The organism is Methylotuvimicrobium alcaliphilum 20Z (genome assembly GCF_000968535.2).
GTDB lineage: Bacteria > Pseudomonadota > Gammaproteobacteria > Methylococcales > Methylomonadaceae > Methylotuvimicrobium > Methylotuvimicrobium alcaliphilum.
The window spans coordinates 3,321,758-3,338,630 of record NC_016112.1 but is presented as its reverse complement, the minus strand read 5'-3'; the positions used below and the strand labels follow the sequence as shown (position 1 = coordinate 3,338,630).

16 protein-coding genes and 1 tRNA gene are annotated in these 16,873 nt (G+C 48.4%); 10 read left to right on the top strand and 7 right to left on the bottom strand.

Going from position 1 to position 16,873, the window contains the following annotated elements; translation table 11 throughout:
• Window positions 1-116: 116 nt before the first annotated feature.
• Window positions 117-1,013 carry an NAD(P)-dependent oxidoreductase gene (locus MEALZ_RS14145; RefSeq protein WP_223842311.1) on the bottom strand — a complete coding sequence of 299 codons (897 nt, stop codon included), beginning with the start codon at window positions 1,011-1,013 and terminating at the stop codon, window positions 117-119.
• Window positions 1,014-1,637: 624 nt separating this feature from the next.
• On the opposite strand from MEALZ_RS14145, the gene ggt reads away from it, so the two are divergent.
• The 3 genes from ggt to MEALZ_RS14130 are packed head-to-tail and all read left to right on the top strand — an operon-like array spanning window position 1,638 to window position 4,475.
• Window positions 1,638-3,323, top strand: a complete 1,686-nt coding sequence (gene ggt / locus MEALZ_RS14140) for a gamma-glutamyltransferase (protein ID WP_014149333.1) — start codon at window positions 1,638-1,640, stop codon at window positions 3,321-3,323.
• Window positions 3,316-4,014 (top strand): 4'-phosphopantetheinyl transferase family protein, encoded by a 699-nt coding sequence (locus tag MEALZ_RS14135; protein WP_014149332.1) that lies wholly within the window; start codon window positions 3,316-3,318, stop codon window positions 4,012-4,014. Before ggt ends, MEALZ_RS14135 begins: the two co-directional genes overlap by 8 nt.
• Window positions 4,011-4,475: a DUF192 domain-containing protein gene (locus tag MEALZ_RS14130; protein WP_014149331.1), complete on the top strand. Its 465-nt coding sequence runs from the start codon at window positions 4,011-4,013 to the stop codon at window positions 4,473-4,475. The genes MEALZ_RS14135 and MEALZ_RS14130 overlap by 4 nt, the downstream gene beginning before the upstream one ends.
• A gap of 830 nt (window positions 4,476-5,305) precedes the next feature.
• Here MEALZ_RS14130 and MEALZ_RS14125 read toward each other — a convergent pair.
• Window positions 5,306-5,569, bottom strand: coding sequence for a DUF2024 family protein (locus MEALZ_RS14125; RefSeq protein WP_014149330.1), 264 nt, complete (start codon window positions 5,567-5,569; stop codon window positions 5,306-5,308).
• Between the two features lie 198 nt (window positions 5,570-5,767).
• On the opposite strand from MEALZ_RS14125, the gene MEALZ_RS14120 reads away from it, so the two are divergent.
• From MEALZ_RS14120 to MEALZ_RS14110, 4 genes are all read left to right on the top strand, one after another.
• Complete coding sequence (locus tag MEALZ_RS14120; RefSeq protein ID WP_014149329.1) at window positions 5,768-6,328, top strand: MarR family winged helix-turn-helix transcriptional regulator; 561 nt, start codon at window positions 5,768-5,770, stop codon at window positions 6,326-6,328.
• A 714-nt stretch (window positions 6,329-7,042) separates the two neighbouring features.
• Window positions 7,043-7,216: a hypothetical protein gene (locus MEALZ_RS22995; RefSeq protein ID WP_014149328.1), complete on the top strand. Its 174-nt coding sequence runs from the start codon at window positions 7,043-7,045 to the stop codon at window positions 7,214-7,216.
• An 81-nt stretch (window positions 7,217-7,297) separates the two neighbouring features.
• Window positions 7,298-7,660, top strand: a complete 363-nt coding sequence (locus MEALZ_RS14115) for a hypothetical protein (protein ID WP_014149327.1) — start codon at window positions 7,298-7,300, stop codon at window positions 7,658-7,660.
• Window positions 7,661-7,774: 114 nt separating this feature from the next.
• A complete protein-coding gene (locus MEALZ_RS14110) occupies window positions 7,775-9,547 on the top strand; it encodes an SLC13 family permease (RefSeq protein WP_014149326.1) in 1,773 nt (590 codons plus the stop codon).
• A gap of 243 nt (window positions 9,548-9,790) precedes the next feature.
• Here MEALZ_RS14110 and MEALZ_RS14105 read toward each other — a convergent pair whose 3' ends face one another.
• Window positions 9,791-10,441, bottom strand: coding sequence for a class I SAM-dependent methyltransferase (locus MEALZ_RS14105; protein ID WP_014149325.1), 651 nt, complete (start codon window positions 10,439-10,441; stop codon window positions 9,791-9,793).
• Window positions 10,442-10,945: 504 nt separating this feature from the next.
• Between MEALZ_RS14105 and MEALZ_RS14100 the strand changes: the two genes are divergently transcribed.
• Window positions 10,946-11,022, top strand: a tRNA-Asp gene (locus tag MEALZ_RS14100).
• A gap of 8 nt (window positions 11,023-11,030) precedes the next feature.
• On the opposite strand, the gene MEALZ_RS14095 is transcribed toward MEALZ_RS14100, so the two are convergent.
• Together MEALZ_RS14095 and MEALZ_RS14090 are read right to left on the bottom strand one after the other, a co-directional pair.
• Window positions 11,031-11,795, bottom strand: coding sequence for a Nif3-like dinuclear metal center hexameric protein (locus tag MEALZ_RS14095; protein WP_014149324.1), 765 nt, complete (start codon window positions 11,793-11,795; stop codon window positions 11,031-11,033).
• A gap of 310 nt (window positions 11,796-12,105) precedes the next feature.
• On the bottom strand, window positions 12,106-12,705 hold the full coding sequence (locus MEALZ_RS14090) for an NUDIX hydrolase (RefSeq protein WP_014149323.1): 600 nt from the start codon (window positions 12,703-12,705) through the stop codon (window positions 12,106-12,108).
• Window positions 12,706-13,013: 308 nt separating this feature from the next.
• Here MEALZ_RS14090 and MEALZ_RS14085 point away from each other — a divergent pair, with 308 nt between their 5' ends.
• Window positions 13,014-13,949 (top strand): LysR family transcriptional regulator, encoded by a 936-nt coding sequence (locus tag MEALZ_RS14085; RefSeq protein ID WP_014149322.1) that lies wholly within the window; start codon window positions 13,014-13,016, stop codon window positions 13,947-13,949.
• Window positions 13,950-14,167: 218 nt separating this feature from the next.
• On the top strand, window positions 14,168-14,758 hold the full coding sequence (locus tag MEALZ_RS14080; protein ID WP_014149321.1) for a TetR/AcrR family transcriptional regulator: 591 nt from the start codon (window positions 14,168-14,170) through the stop codon (window positions 14,756-14,758).
• A gap of 35 nt (window positions 14,759-14,793) precedes the next feature.
• Here the strand turns inward: MEALZ_RS14080 and MEALZ_RS14075 are convergent, their stop codons facing one another.
• Together MEALZ_RS14075 and MEALZ_RS14070 are read right to left on the bottom strand one after the other, a co-directional pair.
• Window positions 14,794-16,455 carry a diguanylate cyclase gene (locus MEALZ_RS14075; RefSeq protein ID WP_014149320.1) on the bottom strand — a complete coding sequence of 554 codons (1,662 nt, stop codon included), beginning with the start codon at window positions 16,453-16,455 and terminating at the stop codon, window positions 14,794-14,796.
• Window positions 16,433-16,840, bottom strand: coding sequence for a response regulator (locus tag MEALZ_RS14070; protein ID WP_014149319.1), 408 nt, complete (start codon window positions 16,838-16,840; stop codon window positions 16,433-16,435). Before MEALZ_RS14070 ends, MEALZ_RS14075 begins: the two co-directional genes overlap by 23 nt.
• Window positions 16,841-16,873: the final 33 nt, after the last annotated feature.

Here is a 16,873-nt window from a genome sequence, read left to right as displayed (position 1 = left end):
CCGGCATTAGGTACGCGCAGCGTACCCTACAGTTTATCTATAACGGCGAGAGCTGGAGCTTGGGAAGCAGCTCAAATATTTTCGTGTATTTCGTAGACAAAAAACTTTTTTTTACATCACCGTTCGAATAGCTTGATCAACGTAGCCGGGTCTTGTTCGAGAAAGCCTTGACTGCCGTGTAATTGCATCAGTTGCGCGGCAAGGCCCGACATCGGGATGGCATTACCTTGATCGGACGCCAGATCGACCGCCATGTTCAGGTCTTTCAGTAAAGTTTTGACGCGCCATTTGACCGGTTCGAAAATTCCGTCCGCCATTTCCGGTCCAACGATTTGTAATGGTTTCGAGTCGGCGAAGCCGCCCGCCAATGCCTCGGGGATTTTAGCGGCATCGACGCCGGCCTGTTTCGCCAGGGCAATCATTTCGGCAATCACCACCACATTGCAACTGACGATCATTTGATTGCAGATTTTTGCAATTTGCCCGCAGCCAACCTCTCCTAAGTGCGTCAGTTGGCGGTAGAGTGGTGCCAAAACTTTGCGCGCGGTTTCGATATCGTTTGCGGCGCCTCCGGCCATAATCGCCAAGCTGCCTTGTTCCGCGCCTTGCACTCCGCCGGAAACGGGCGCATCGACCCAAGTCATGCCGCAGCGTTGTTGTAATAGTTCGGCAAGTCGGCGCGTGGTTTTCGGGTCGATGCTTGAGAGATCGATTAGCAGTTTTCCGGTTGAACCTGAGTTAAGAATAGAGTTCTCGACGACCGAAGCCACGGCCTGCGAATCGGACAGGCATAACAAAACAACATCGGAAGCCTGGACCAATTGCTCGACCGAATCGCAGGCAAGCGCGCCCGCTTCGACGACCGGTGTCAGCTTGTCTCGGGAACGGTTCCAGACGTTGACGCGAAAGCCTGCATCGAGCAAGCGTAAAGTCATTGGTTTGCCCATCAAGCCGATGCCGATGAAGCCTAAGGTACTTTTGTGTTGCGTCATGCTTGAGTGTTTTTGTTTCAATTCGTACGTTGCAGTAGGGTTAAAGCTGAGGTGGTTTAGTCTGCGGGCTTCCCACTTAAGGTGGGACAAAAGCACTAAGGATTAACCGTTCGCCCTGAGCCCTTCGGCTGCGCTCAGGAGAGCCCTGTCGAAGGGTGGACGGTTAATCCGCCCATGGTTCGACAGGCTCACCACGAACGGATTAACCTTAAGCTGTCCCGCGTTAAGTGAGTAGCCAGTCTGCTGTAAGGAGCAGAATCTTAATGCAATCGATCGGCGTTTGCAAAAGCTTGATAATTACTCGCGCAGAGGCGCAGAGTTTTAGTTTCCCCTGCTGTGATGTATAAATGGGTTCAGCCTGAAAAACGCGGTGACCGATTGCTGGAACTCTTGCCCCTCCTGAAAAGATGTTGGTGTTCGAGCGTTCGCAGTTTCGAAAGTCGCGACGAAGGTTTTGCTCCCACAGCGCTTGTAACCCCCTTGTGGGAGCGATCCCCTGATCGCGATCTCGAAGCCGCAAACGTTGATTAACAATAAGCGATATCGAAGTCGCATAGGCTAAAATACAAGCCTCTAGTGACGCTCCTGCGTCATGAAAAACCCTGCGCCTCTGCGCGAGACCAATGAAACCCCAAGGAGACGATTTTGAAATTAGCAAAAACACCGGTCGTTGCCGTTCTGGCCGTATTCCTGACGCTGTCGGCTATTACCGGCCATACGACGGAAAACAAAGTCGCAGTCGCCAGCGCGCATCCGTTGGCGAGCCATGCCGCGCTGGAAATGATTGGTCGGGGCGGCAATGCTTTCGATGCCGCGGTTGCGATCGGCGCGGTATTGGCCGTGGTCGAACCGGCCGGTTCCGGATTGGGCGGCGGCGGTTTTTGGTTGTTGCACCGCGCTTCCGACGGTTTCGAAACGATGCTGGACGGACGGGAAACAGCACCGCTGGCCGCGCACCAAGACATGTATCTCGACGCCGAAGGCAGGGTCATACCGGGGCTATCGATCGACGGGCCCCTGTCGGCCGGTATTCCAGGCGTCCCTGCGGCCTTGGTTCACTTGGCCGAGCATTACGGCAAATTACCCTTGTCGGCTTCGCTGCAACCGGCGATTCGTTATGCGCGCGACGGTTTTATCATCGGCGAACGCTATCGCCGTCTGCTGTCATTTCGCTTACCGCAAATCCAGTCATCGCCGGCGGCGGCCGCGATATTTCTCGATAACGGCCGAGTACCCGACCCCGGTTGGACCTTGCGTCAACCCGATTTAGCGAAGACTTTACAGCGGCTCGCCGACTTCGGAGCAGCCGGATTTTACGCCGGCGAAACGGCGGAAAAACTGTTGAAATCGGTCAAAGCAGCCGGCGGTATTTGGAGTCAACAAGATCTCGATAATTACCGGGTAGTCGAAAGAGAGCCTGTCAAAGGGACTTATCGCGGCATTCGAATAACCGGCGCGGCGCTGCCGTCGGCCGGCGGCATCGGCTTGGTGCAAGCCTTGAATATCCTGACCGAATACGATTTGACCGCAATCGATGCAGTCACCCGCAAACATTTGGTGACCGAAGCATTGCGCCGGGTCTATCATGACCGGGCTTTGTACTTGGGCGATCCCGATTTTATCGATGTTCCGGTCTCGCGCTTAATCAATCCCGATTATGCGGCCGGCCTCAGAAGTACGATTCGTAAGGATAGGTCTTTGCCGAGCGTGATGCTCTCGGGAGATATTCCGGAACAAGCCGGCGGCGACAACACGACGCATTTTTCGGTGATGGACGGCGAAGGCAACCGGGTTGCCGCTACCTTGAGCGTTAACTATCCGTTCGGCTCCGGGTTCGTGGCCGAAGGTACCGGCGTGATATTGAACGACGAAATGGACGACTTCGATAGCCGGCCAGGCGCTGTGAACGTATACGGCTTGATCGGCGGATTGCCGAATGCAATAGCGCCCGGTAAGCGTATGCTGTCGAGCATGTCGCCGACTTTTCTCGAAGACGACGAGCGCATCGCGGTATTGGGAACGCCGGGCGGTAGTCGTATTATTTCGATGGTCTTGCTGGGAATATTGGACTTTGCCGACGGTAACGGCCCGGATTCCTGGGTGAGCGTACCGCGTTATCATCACCAATATATTCCCGATGCCGTGCAATACGAACCCGGCGGCTTGTCCTCTGAAGAATTGCAAGGTCTTGAAAAATTGGGTCATCGGTTACGCGAAACATCCTACCGGTACGGCGATATGCAAGCGCTGCAATGGCATAAGCGGGAAGGCCGTTTCAGTGCCGCGAGCGACCCTCGTGGCGAAGGTCTGGCGGTGATTCGCAATGACTGAAGCGACTCTGAAACCCGGCTGCATCGAAATAGAATACGGCAAGCTTTATAGTATAAATGTATTGAATCGAAACTATTATGACATGCTGAGCGACAGCGAACGGTCGAATGCGATGCAGCGGCGCACGGCCGAAATGCAAAACCGCTATGTCGAGATTCATGCAAAAAAACGTCTGGCGTTGTCCGAACTCTTGAAATGTAAACCCGAAGCCCTCGTTTTTGCGGCCGGGGCGAACGGCAAGCCTTATTTACCCGATTATCCGGAATGGACATTCAATCTGTCGCATTCGGGCGATTATTTCGCGTTGGCCGTGGCTCGGAGTTGCCGCTTGGGTATCGATCTCGAGGCGGCGAGAAGCCGGTCGAATCTGACCGGTATCGTTAAGAAATGTTTTGCGATCGAAGAGATAGCATACTGGGAAGCATTGCCGGAAGAGGATAGAATTTCCGCGTTTTACCGTTTTTGGACGCGTAAGGAAGCCTTCGTGAAAGCGACCGGCCGAGGCATAGCCTTGGGTTTGAATCGTTGCGTGGTCGACCCGAAAGAGCCCGGACGGATGTTGCGAGTGCCCGAAGAATTCGCGCCGGCATCGGACTGGCGGATTGCCTGCAACGATTGGAAACGTGACATTTTTTGCGCGGTCGTGATCGATCGCGCTATCGAGAAAATTCAATGGCGAGAGATCGTATGAAAAAAATATTTCTTGGACTGACGGTTTGCTTATTTTGGCTGATCAGTGCCGAAGCTCAAGAACTTTATCCGGCCGAACGATTGGGCCGTGGCCGCTTGGTTTTCGAAAAGTCGCGACATGCGATCGAGCTCGAAGTGGCGATGACCGAAACCGCCCGGGCCAGAGGCTTGATGTTTCGCGAAGCGCTAGCCGAAAATACCGGCATGCTGTTTATTCATCCCAAAGAAGATGTACTCGGGGTTTGGATGAAAAACACTAAAATATCGTTGGATATTTTGTTTATTTCACCGAAAGGTAAAGTCGTATCGATTTTACAGAATGTCCAACCTTGTATCACGCCGGTTTGCGGGGTCTACGATTCGCATGCTAAGGCGTTGTATATGCTGGAGGTGAATGCAGGAACCGTCGCACGGCTGGAAATAGTGCAAGGTGACCGGGTTTTGATTGAGTTGGAAGAATAGCGGAGCAGGGGAAAGGTGGAAGGATGAAAGATGAAAGATGAAAGATGAAAGGTGAAAGGTGAAAGGTGAAAGGTGAAAGGTGAAAAGTGAAAGGTGAAAAGTGAAAGGTGAAAGGTGAAAGGTGAAAAGTGAAAGGTGAAAGGTGAAAGGTGAAAGGTGAAAGGTGAAAGGTGAAAGGTGAAAGGTGAAAGGTGAAAGGTGAAAGGTGAAAGGTGAAAGGTGAAAGGTGAAAGGTGAAAGGTGAAAGGTGAAAGGTGAAAGGTGAAAGGTGAAAGGTGAAAGGTGAAAGGTGAAAGGTGAAAGGTGAAAGGTGAAAGGTGGAAGGTGGAAGGTGGAAGGTGGAAGGTGGAAGGTGGAAGGTGAATGGTGGAAGATTGCTGTTTCCCGAGTTCTTCACCGCTCACTAATCAATATCCCGTCAATTCCACATGGCCGAATCCTGTAACGGACTACGCTGCTTATACTCAAAAAATGGCTAACTTTATGAAGGTGTGGCTAGCGAGGATGTCGGCAGCAGGGCAGATTTTTGCTCCATGCAAAATCTGCATTCACCTAGCACCTAAATTCCATAGCTCGTTGGCTATGGTTATACCCGTCGTAGATCAAAATTCGGCGCCCTGCTAAGCGAGTTACCGAACCCCGAACCTCAACAAAGCTCATAGCTCCAGGAAGTTGTTTTTTACGAAATCCTTAGCTTGATGCGAATGTCCCCAGTCCTCCAGGCACTGCCGAAATTTGAAGTGCGAAAGGTATGCAATGATTAGTTAATGTTATAATTTGCAGCCAGTCCGTGCATTCTTGAGCGAAATGGTCGACAACTGGATGTCGTTTTAAGCCGGGCATCCTTCCAATTTGTAAATTGCGTAGCCTTGCTTGTCGATTTGTTTCCTTAATTCTGGCGGCGCTTCGGTGCTATGGCAAAACATGCAATTCGTTTGGTTGACAATGGCATCGGGTTCGCCGATTTCGGTAAGCCATTCTTTTGCGTAAGTCATGGCTTTATCCTGGTCTTTTTCATCAAGAACCACGTCAAAGTGCATTATTTTTCCTTTGGCGTTTTTAGCATAGGTATCGTATACGTGGGATATGGGCATAATGATTAAGTCCTCTAAAAAAGCCGGCGGAAAATCCGCCGGTATGAAAGCTCTCATACGAGGGATAGCAATGTCCTTCCTGGATGTGAAAAAAATCATGACAGAAAGTCATTATTTGTTTCGAATCGAAACAAGTGTTAATGTATGATAATATCTCTGCAGTTGTCAACAGAGTTAATACTTAATTAGCCGATTGCCATGGAAACAGCCGATATTTACAAAGTCATTGAGCGCATGGCGGCCTTGATCAGGTCCGAAGAACGCAAAAGATGCACTGAATTAGGTATTCAGATCGTTCACTTGCAAGTTTTGGATTATTTATCTCGATGTAATAAATATAGCGATACTCCTGCGGCATTGACCCATTATTTGGGCATGACCAAAGGAACCGTTTCACAGACTTTATTGTTATTGGAAAGAAAAGGATTTATTCAGAAAGTTCCTGATCTTGCCGACAAGCGCATGGTCCATTTGCAATTGGTTGCGGAGGGATGGAATGTGTTGCGTCAAGCTTATCCGAGCGATTTATTTAATAAGGCTGCGGAATTCCTTGAAAAAAATTGTCCGGAGCTCGGTGATGCGCCTTTCATCGAAGCTTTGACCGCATTGCAAAAAGCGCACAAGTCATATTCTTTCGGGCTTTGCGGAACATGCAAATATTTTACGACCAAGCCCGAAGGTTTCTTTTGCGGTTTGACTGGAGAACCGCTCACAAAATCCGATAGCGAAAAAATCTGCCAGGAACATACCGTTCCTTGAGGATTTGGCAAAAAATCATTTTCCGATAAATTTTTCTGTGCCGATATTCGGGTGCTAAAGGTGTGCTCGAGGTTGCCATTCCTGGCGGAATGACGCTTAATTCGGCGCCTCTGTTCATTCCTACATAATTCCCTTTTTTTTAAAGGGATGCCGACAGTTTGTCCTCACTTCATCCGACGCAAGGATTTTCGGCAATCAATGCCAAAGAATAAGCGTCGATAACAGGCCTTTAATCCAATATTCGCTTCGACATTCGCGAGACATCAGAAAAGTTAATTGGTATCGAATCGATAATTAATTGACTTTTTTCTCTATCATTCTTATAGTTTCGAATCACTACTAAATGGAACGGGTCGATAATGACTTGCCGTTTTAGTAGCGATTGTATGTCGACGATGATAACAAGATCCAGCGGCTTGCATGGGTTGGCAAGGGCCAGGCTTAAGTTAACCCATGCAAATAAAGAAATGATGTTGGATCAGAGATTCGAGTATTCATGGAGCACATGATGGCTTGATTTTTAGGCTTTTTGAAGTCTATGGGATCTGCATAATACATGGATTGCGACGAGATGCATCGTTCGACAACTTACCCTGGACTTAGCAAATGTAGCGTCTAAGGTGTTGAGTTATATGGGTTAAGAATCATACCAACATTACCCGGCTTATAAAAATTAAGCCTGGGTTTACATAATTATAAGAGAGGTAAAGAACCATGACGATTGAAGAACCTAAAAAAGATAGATTTTGGCTTTATGTCGGTTGCCTGACATCAGCTTTAGTTATAACTCTGCTATTGGTCAAAATGAACGAGGACGAAAAATTTGCGCCAATCAAAGAGCAGCTCAAGGAAGAAGAGGCGTTGATGAATATTCGTGTCTTGAATTAAGCATTAACGATAGATTAAACATTCAAGACGAATAAACGTTTATTTGCCCCATAAACTTAAGAAAAAGCAGAGAATAAAGTTATGAAACTAAAGTTGATAGGCTTATTGATGACATTGTCCTTCTACGCAGGAGGATCGATGGCCACGGAATATATTTATCGAGATCTAATGGCCAATACATTGGCTTCGCCGAAATGCATGGCTGAAGAAGATGCAATCGCGCACGCTTCGAGAGATTATAATATCAAGCGGTTCAGTAAGAAGTTTTGTCAAACTCAAGGCTACGGTTGGCACGTCGATAAAGTCAAAGATATCGGAAAAGCAGTTTGCGAAGTTTGTCCCGATACGTCCAAAACCGGCGTGGTTTGTCATATGGAAGACGTCGTTGTGCAATGCAAACGTATTAAACCTGGTAGCGTAGGCATGTTGCCTGGTAAAGGTTGATTCGCGCAACATCGAGCGCAAGCACAGGGAAGTGCTGAACGTTAGATATTTGTTCTATAATAAGCCTCTTGTCCTAGGCGTATCAATCGCCTTCAATCAATTTTAGAGGAAATAATGGACTGGCAAGGTTGGCTTACTATCTTTTTGACGCTTGGGGTCTTGACTACCCTGGTTTTTTCCCGCCTAACCCCCGATATCGTATTGATGGCCGCGCTGACCGTACTGAGCGTTTGCGGGGTTCTCGATGCCAAACAAGCGTTGTCAGGATTCAGTAACGAAGGATTGATCACCGTTGCCGCCATGTTTATTATTGCTGCCGGCATAAGAGCATCTGGCGGTGTCGAATTGATTGTCAATCTCATGTTAGGTAATCCTAAAAGCCTTCGCAGCGCCTTATTTCGCTTGGTGTTGCCTATCATTCCGCTCAGTGCCTTTCTAAACAACACGCCGGTCGTCGCAACAATGATTCCGGCAGTGACTCGCTGGTCCAAACGTATCGGAGTCAGTCCGTCGAAGCTCATGATTCCATTGAGCTACGCTGCCATATTAGGCGGCACGCTAACGCTAATCGGGACCAGTACCAATCTGGTTATTAATGGTCAATACCAAGTATTGACCGGTAAAAGCGGTTTCGGATTGTTCGATATCACTATGATCGGGCTGCCGGTTGCTTTTGTCGGCATTCTGTTTATCGTGTTCGTATTGCCGCTATTATTGCCGCAACGACAAAGCGCCTCCGAACAATTCGCGGATAGGAAAAAGTTTACTTTCGAAGTGGCCGTGGCGATCAATGGGCCTTTAGAAGGTGTGACCATTGCTGAGGCAGGCTTAAGAAACCTCCACAAAATCTATTTGGCTGAAGTCGAACGCAACGGCAGTATCGTGACAGCCGTATCTTCGGAAGAAAAATTGCAAGGCGGAGACCGGCTTGTATTCGTCGGCGAAACCAGTGCAATTTTCGATATTTTAAGAACGAATGGCTTGGTGCCTTCCGATAATCAACATCCGGTCATCGAAAAAGATGCGCCGGAGCGGTGTTTGGTTGAAGCGGTGGTTTCGCCGCATTGCGATAGCATCGGTACAACGATTCGGGATTCCCAGTTTAGAGATAGATACGGCGCCGTCGTGTTGGCCGTAGCGCGGAACGGCGAGCCCATTCAAGGTAATCTAGGATCTATCGAGTTGCAAGCCGGCGATGTACTATTACTGGAAGCGCGGCCGGCTTTTGTCACGCGTCAACGCGTGCAGCGCGATTTTTTAATGATCAACGATTTGGCGGAAACACGGCCTAATCACAGTCGAGCGAATTTATCCTGGGCCTTATTGCTAGGCGTTATTATTCTGGCAACGAGCGGCTTAACCAGTATGTTGAATGCCGCTTTGATCGGTGCCGGAGCAATGGTCGCGACCGGTTGCTGCAGCATCAACGAAGCGCGAAGAAGCCTGGATTTGACCGTAATCGTCACAATTGCGGCGAGTTTTGCGTTGGGTAATGCGTTACAAATCAGCGGCGCCGCCGATTTTATTGCTCGTCATGTGTTGTCCATTGCCGATGGTAACGCCTGGTTGTTGTTAGGTTTGACTTACATTATCGTTTCGATAATGACCGAGGTGATTACCAATAACGCTGCGGCATTACTGATGCTGCCGATCGTTTTGGCGATTACCGGAAATCTGGGCTTGAATCCGGAGCCTTTCGTGTTTGCTACGATGGTGGCAGCGTCGGCCAGTTTTGCAACGCCGATCGGTTATCAGACCAATTTGATGGTTTACGGGCCCGGCGGTTATCATTTCAAGGACTTTTTGAAAGTCGGGGTGCCGATGAATATCATCATTGCAATTACCTCGATAGGCCTGATTCCGTTCATTTGGCCGTTGTCGAATTAACTTTCAATTCAACCGGCTTCCTGATTAGCAAGTTTCTTCAGCTAAAGCCCAAAAACCAGCATATCCCTAGCAGGACGGGGTTTGCAACCCCGTCCTAAACGTTTTGACTTTGGCCGAAGTCAGCCGAAATGTTTAGGGCAAACCGAAACGTTGGGGACGGATTAAATAACCCGTCCCGCAGAAGTGGCTACGACTGGGCACTGCTCGGACAATTGGCTTCAGCAAGCTGAAGCATCTTGCTAATCAGGACCGGCTTAGTATCACGACATCTCTGTCGATAAATTCGATTTGGTACCGGAAACGGTCTGCAAGCCAGAGAAAGGTCTTGTCGGAAAAGAAACAAACGTGCGTCGGGTCGATTTTATAATGCCATTGCGCGAATGCCTGTCGGTCGATTACGCGCTTGGTCATGATAGCCAGAATGCCTTTGGGTTTGATCATAGAAAAAAGCCGGCTGAATTCAAGGCCCGGTGCGGTAAAGTGTTCCGCTACTTCGGTGCAGCTAATGAAATCGTATCGGTCTTGCAAAACCTCCGGATAATCGGCGTAAATCGGATCGTATAATGCCGTCGGAAATCCTTGTTCTTTTAGCATTAAACTAAGTGCAGGGCCTGGGCCGCAGCCGAAATCAAGCCCGCTTGCTCCCGGTAATAGACGAGCGGAAAGCGGAATTGCGAGCCTCGACAAAAATTTCCGATATCCCTGATCGTGCACATCGTTTTGATGATGATCGTAAACCGCTTTTTGTTGTTGCAAATCGAGTTGCTGAGCGGGCGGAACAAAGACTAGTGCGCAGGTCGAGCAAAGAAAATAATCGCGTTGCTTATCGCTATGAAAATGTTCAATCTTCGATTCCGCACAAAGGGGACAATGAAGAGGATCGGCGGGTTTCATTTGGAGTTGTATTTGTTAGTAGTGAATAGTGAATAGTTTTTGGTTCCCACGGTCCTCCGCTCGCCGTTATACATAAGTCAAAAATCACCCTTTTGCAATCTTAACCAATGAGACCTCGATATCATTTATTGCCGCCCAACGAAACCGGCTTTCCCTCACCTAACGTTAGGTGAGGGATGACGAAGGCGTCGCTCCCACAAGGAGCCGGATGCTCTGTGGGAGCAATCCCCAGATCGCGATTTCGAAGCCACTGATGTTCAATATCCGCAGATTTAGCAAACAGCACCGTTGCCGGGTATACGATGACCTTTGTTTAGCAAGTTTACCGATATTTGTGTATAACGATGAGCGGTCCTCCGTGAGAACCTATACCTGGGTTGCATGGCAAGATCGGTATGGCATTTCCGCGCCGTGGCGGAGGGTACGAAAAAGAATGTTTTTTTACAATCTGCGTTAATTTACTTGACGCAGCAGAGAAATCCTATAAAATACGCGCTCTTCAACGGAGCGGTAGTTCAGTTGGTTAGAATACCGGCCTGTCACGCCGGGGGTCGCGGGTTCGAGTCCCGTCCGCTCCGCCAACAATTCCTCAGACAGGGTTATCGCTGTCTATATAACTGCATTTAATTTCGAAATGCAGTTCTGTTTTTCTCATCAATTCCTTAATTCCAAATCTTTCGGTCGCATGGTGTCCGCCTGCGAACATATGAATGCCGTGTTCTTGGCTGTCATGCCAGTCATGCTCGCTGATTTCTCCGGTTATATAGGCATCGAGCCCTTCATTTGCCGCCAACTTCCATTCGCGATTCGCGCCGCCGGTAATGATGCCGATCGAATGAATCGATTCATTTTCATTGGGCGATGCCAGAATAACCGGATGGTTCAGCACGGACTCCAATATTTGCCGTAGTTGCGACGCCGACAGCGGCTTGTCGAAAGTTCCCTTGATGCCGGTCGCACAGCCTTTATAATCGCCGAAAGGTTCTTGCTGCATGCAACCGATTAGTCTGCCTAACACCGCTGCATTACCGACCTCAGGATGGCCGTCCAAAGGCAAATGATAAGCGAACAGATTGATATCGTTTCGAACTAAAGGCAATACGCGATTGGCAAAAGGACCCGTCAGCGTGCGTGCGCCGTGAAAGTCCCAAAATAGGCCGTGATGAACAACTAAGGCCTTGGCCTGTTGCTCGATGGCTCGGGAAATCGAATCGCGTGTTGCCGACACGGCAAAGGCTATTTTATCGATAGTGTCGGTACCTTCGATCTGCAATCCATTCGGGCCGTAATCTTTATAAGCGTCAGGATTCAGCAGGGTATGATAAAAATTGTTCAATTGTTGACGGCTGATCATCGTTTAGTTCTTGTATAGGAATATGCACAAAATAATTTCTACAAGCATTACGCTTTGTGGCGGTTCGGTGACTCGTTTGACAGGACGCCGTGAACCCAGCACCTAAATTATGCAAGATAGTTACTATAGCCAAAGGGCTATGGAATTTAGGTGCTGGGTGAATACGTCCATGTAGGCTTGACGGCGGCTATCAGATTGCCATGGATGGCATGAATGCAGATTTTGCATTACGCCATGGATGGCGTGTATTAGGGCAATGCAGGGCAGAAAAATGCTCCTGCATTTTCTGCATTCATTACATCCATGTAACTCAGCAATTGCCGAGGAGCAAAAATCTGCCCTGCCGCCGACACCTGTCAATCGAGCCACCGAACCCCCTTCCTACATTTGTCGAAGTTATTTCATGTTTGTTCCTTAGTAATTCATAGCGACGCCAGAGTGATTTAAAAGTCTCGGTTAACGTAGGATCGTCGTTGTTAACCCGAGCGTCGATCTCCTTCGTATCAAACCATCGTCCCTCTTCGATTTCCTCGGCAGCTAGCGAAAACGGCCCGTTATGATCGCAGCGGTAGACTTCAATGAACTCCATGCCGGTGACAGGGGTCGCAGATAACTTAAATAACGGGCTAAGTCTATCGACTTGAACTCCGAGTTCTTCATGAAGCTCCCTTAAAGCGCATGCGTCGTAATCTTCGCCGACATCGACGTGCCCGGCAGCCGAGCTGTCCCATAATCCGGGGTTGATGTCCTTGGTCAGGGAGCGTTTTTGTAAAAATAATAAATTCGAATCGTTAAAGACTAAAATATGCGCGGACCTATGAAGCAGGCGGTCACGATGAATGATGCTCCGAAGCGCGTTGCCGATCACGCGGTCGTTTTCGTCTACGATAGATAAGTATTCTTGATGCATGGCGAAAATGGATTTTGACAAAGGTCCGTATAAAGCCTTTTTGACGACAATAAGTCAACAGAAAAAACGTATGCTTTAAGGGAATCGGGGGAAGGGGTGAAACAGATGTACGAAGCTGATTAAAAAACGCAATGGCTGAGACTATGCTTCGTAGGGGGAAAATATAGAACTGAACCTCCCGGTCAATGACGATGCAAAAAACCGGGTGGTCCAACTATCTCCGGTTAAGAGTCTATCAGGACTAATCTTATTTAAAATAGTAGAAAAAGTTTATAAACTATAAACCATAAGTTTATAGTGGCAGCAATATGGATAAGTTGAATAATATAAAAGTGTTTTGCAGAATTGTCGAATTAGGTACATTTGCAGCCGTCGCGCGCGAAATGAAAGTATCGGCAATGATGGTGAGCAAATACATGGCGCAGCTCGAGGAATCGCTTGGCGTGGCCTTGTTAAATAGAACGACTCGCAAGATTAGTTTGACCGAAGCAGGAGAGAGTTATTACGCGAGAAGCAAGCCTTTGCTCGACGAATTCGCAGAGCTGGATGAAGATATAGCCGAATTGGGACAAAATGTCAAAGGTGTTTTAAAGATTGCCGCACCGATCGATTTCGGCGGTATTTATATGGCGCCGGCGATCAATGCCTATCAAAGCGAACACCCGAATGTTAAAGTCATGATGTCGTTGCAAAACGTGCATATTAATTTGAGCGAGGGCATTTATGATTTATCGATATTGGTTTCCAACTCACTCGAACTAGGTGTCGTGGCCAGAAAGATCGCGGAAACTCGATTATGTACTTTCGCTTCGCCAGGATATATAGCCAAATACGGTGAGCCAAGACGCATAGAGGATTTGAGTCGACATCATTGCTTGCATTATATCGATACGCCCCATGAGGATTATTGGGTATTTAATGTCGATGGCGAGGAAAAAAAATTACGCACTACTTGGCACTTCGCTTCGAATAACGGCAGGGCATTGTGTCAGGCAGCGTCTTTGGGTATGGGTATTACCCAGGCGCCCGAAATTTCAGTTGCAAATTACTTGGAGCAGGGTAAGTTAGTAGAAATATTAAAAGATTACCGAATACCTTCGCTGTCTATTTACGCTACTTATATGCAAAGAAGATTTATTCCGGCGAAGATCACCACATTTGTGAATTTTTTGACAAAGTATTTTGATTGGCAAATGAATGCCGGCGCGGATAGGATTAAAAAGCGGGAGACTGGAGCTCCGTAGGTTACGCTGTTTATCTTTCCCATGCTCTGCGACACTGCCATTAAGTTAAGGATTTTTCCGTTCGCCCTGAGCCTGTCGAAGGGTGAATGGAAAAATCCTGGGTCGATAAGTTAAGCCGTCCGTGGTTCGACAGGCTCACCACGAACGGCTTAACTTAATGGCAGTGATGCTCTGCGAGGGAAGGATCGGGCGTCGATAAATTTTAAATCAGAGTCCTTATGGCAAGACGATACGAACATAGTCAGGAAGAAATCAAAGCAATGGTTATGCAAGCGGCGAATCAAATTATTGTCGAACAGGGTGGGGCGGCCTTAAATGTTCGTAAAATCGCGATGACTATCGGCTATACCGTCGGTAGTATCTATATGGTTTTTGAAAATATGGCCGATTTGGTTCTTCATGTCAATGCTGAAACCTTGGATGAGATTGCCGGTGCGCTGAATAAAGTCGAGACAGGATCGGCGTCTCGAGATTTGGAGGAAATAGCCAAAGCTTATTTGAAGTTTGCTAGTTTAAACTTTAATCGATGGTCGATGTTATTCGGTAATCGATTTGTCGATAGCGGGCACTTTCCGGATTGGTATCGGGCAAAAATGAATCGGTTGGAAGAAATTATTACAACGCAAATAGCCCGATTACATCCGGAAAATAACCCGCAACAAAACCAACGCATCGGAAATGCATTATGGGGCGGCATTCACGGAGTCTGTTTATTGTCGATTAACGGCAGGCCTGATAAAGAGTCTTTACAAGAAGCGGAGGAAACTTTGCGAGTTCTGGTTCGTGCTTTTGTTGGCGGAGAGCGGTAAATATACCCATCATGGTGAAATTATTTTTAGGATAATCATTCGATACTGCGAGCTATGCAGGTTCGGTTGCGTCCTTCCCGTTTGGCTTGATATAGCGCGTTATCGGCAATCGTAAGTAGTTCTGTTCCGATTAAATGAGGAAAGTGAGCCGAGTCTGCCAGGCCAATGGACACGGTACAATTGAATCGTTGGTTCCGAGCTTGAAAATGAATGTTGGCGAATTGATGGCGGATGTCGTCCAAAAGCCGATAGGCATCGTCTTGATCGCACTCCGCTAGGACCGCGGCGAATTCCTCTCCGCCGTAACGGCCGATGATGTCCGAATGGCGAAGGCGTTGACGTAGCAGCATGGCCAGCGAGGCGATGACGTTATCGCCGACCGTGTGTCCGTAGGTATCGTTGACTAATTTAAAATTATCGATATCCAGCATCGCGATCGAGACCGGTTTGCCGTTACGTTGAGCTTGGGCCGTTTCCAAATCGGCTGCTTCTTTGATACTGGCATGCTTCAATAAGCCGGTCAGGCTGTCTTTAGTGATGAGAGAGGTCAATCGGCGCGCTCTTTCGATACGCGCGCGTGTTGCGGCAATCAATTGCGCATCCGATATCGGTTTCATCAAGAAATCGTCGGCCCCCTGACCCATGGCCAGAATTTGTATGTCGAGATCGCTTTCGGAGGAAAGAAAGACTATCGGCAGGCCCGACCATTCGTCGTATTGGCGAATGACTCCGGCAAGATCGAGACCGGTAAAGTTGGGCATATGCAAGTCCAACAAGATTATTTCCGGCCGGAAATTCGCGATTTTGGTTATAACCGCTTCGGGCTGTTGCAAAACTTCCGCCTGCATGCCCGCGATAGCCAAAACCAATTGATAGTGGGCGGCTAGATCGTTGTCGTCGTCGATGATCAAAACACGCTGGGGAGGCGCTCTTCTTTTTTCCAGAATGTGCATCATGCGATTGATCAAAATCGTGATGTCAACCGGTTTGACAAAATACCCCTCGGCCCCGAGCCGCGCCGCGCGAACCCGCGAGTTGAAATCGTCGGTCGACGAGACAAACAAAAGCGGACAGTCTAGCGATTTTAAGGTGATTCTATCCTGGAGAAGGATGGAGTCTTGTTCGGAAAGGCGGTGTAACCTTACGTTCATGATCAGCAAATCCGGGCGCTCGAATTGCGCGGCGGTTTCCGCGTCTCGGATAGATTTGAACAAATGGACTTCGAAGTTGAAAGACTCTAATTGGCGAACCAACTCTTGTTCGAATGCCGCATCATCCTCGATTAGCCAAACTCGCACGGTCTTGTCGATAGGCATGTCCGATGCCATTGCAAGCGAGGCGTCCGATTGATTTTCAGTCGGTTGAATGACATCTTTAAGCGCGCCAATCTCTTTAACAATCGATTGCCGGATTTTATCGTCGATCTCGCCGGAACGGTCTTCAAGCCATGCTTGGAGGCGGATTTCCAAAATTCGCGCTGCTTCGCCAAGCGCAGGCACTCCGAATGTACCGCATGAACCTGAAAGTTTATGTAGGCGATGATGCAATTCGTTAAGAGCGGCGACATCGAAGCCGGGTTTGGTCAGGTTTTCGGCGATGGCCTTTAAACTGTTTAATTCGACCGGTAAACGCTTTAAAAACTGGGCGCGTAATCGCGATAGTTGTTCCTGGGCATCACACTGCTTGGATCGGGGCATTTTGTTCTCGTTTTTCCCAAATTATGCGGATTTGGTCGGCCAAGGTCATCGGGTCGAACGGTTTGGCGATGACATCGACTGCGCCTAACGATTTGTAATACGCAATTTCAGACGGTTGAATCTTGGCGGTCATAAAGACTATCGGAATTTCAGCGATGATAGGTTGTTCGCGTAAACGATTGAAAGTCGTCGGGCCGTCCATGCCTGGCATCATAACATCGAGTAGGATTAAATCCGGCATGAAATCGGCCGTTTCGGTCAAGGCTTCCTCGCCGGAAGAGCAGATTTTTACAGTGAAGCCGCCTACCATTTCCAATGCCAGTTTCGCCACGGTCTGAATGTCGGGTTCGTCTTCTACATAGAGTATGCGTTGAAATGTGCTCATAAAAGAATTCCCTGGATGGAATGGGTTAATTAC

Coding starts and splice junctions, on each gene's coding strand:
- MEALZ_RS14090 (WP_014149323.1), bottom strand. CDS start 12,705: ATGCATCAAGAATACTTATCTATCGTAGACGAAAACGACCGCGTGATC.
- MEALZ_RS14115 (WP_014149327.1), top strand. CDS start 7,298: ATGAAACTAAAGTTGATAGGCTTATTGATGACATTGTCCTTCTACGCA.
- MEALZ_RS14095 (WP_014149324.1), bottom strand. CDS start 11,795: ATGATCAGCCGTCAACAATTGAACAATTTTTATCATACCCTGCTGAAT.
- MEALZ_RS14135 (WP_014149332.1), top strand. CDS start 3,316: ATGACTGAAGCGACTCTGAAACCCGGCTGCATCGAAATAGAATACGGC.
- MEALZ_RS22995 (WP_014149328.1), top strand. CDS start 7,043: ATGACGATTGAAGAACCTAAAAAAGATAGATTTTGGCTTTATGTCGGT.
- MEALZ_RS14110 (WP_014149326.1), top strand. CDS start 7,775: ATGGACTGGCAAGGTTGGCTTACTATCTTTTTGACGCTTGGGGTCTTG.
- MEALZ_RS14085 (WP_014149322.1), top strand. CDS start 13,014: ATGGATAAGTTGAATAATATAAAAGTGTTTTGCAGAATTGTCGAATTA.
- MEALZ_RS14070 (WP_014149319.1), bottom strand. CDS start 16,840: ATGAGCACATTTCAACGCATACTCTATGTAGAAGACGAACCCGACATT.
- MEALZ_RS14105 (WP_014149325.1), bottom strand. CDS start 10,441: ATGAAACCCGCCGATCCTCTTCATTGTCCCCTTTGTGCGGAATCGAAG.
- MEALZ_RS14125 (WP_014149330.1), bottom strand. CDS start 5,569: ATGCCCATATCCCACGTATACGATACCTATGCTAAAAACGCCAAAGGA.
- MEALZ_RS14120 (WP_014149329.1), top strand. CDS start 5,768: ATGGAAACAGCCGATATTTACAAAGTCATTGAGCGCATGGCGGCCTTG.
- MEALZ_RS14080 (WP_014149321.1), top strand. CDS start 14,168: ATGGCAAGACGATACGAACATAGTCAGGAAGAAATCAAAGCAATGGTT.
- MEALZ_RS14075 (WP_014149320.1), bottom strand. CDS start 16,455: ATGCCCCGATCCAAGCAGTGTGATGCCCAGGAACAACTATCGCGATTA.
- MEALZ_RS14130 (WP_014149331.1), top strand. CDS start 4,011: ATGAAAAAAATATTTCTTGGACTGACGGTTTGCTTATTTTGGCTGATC.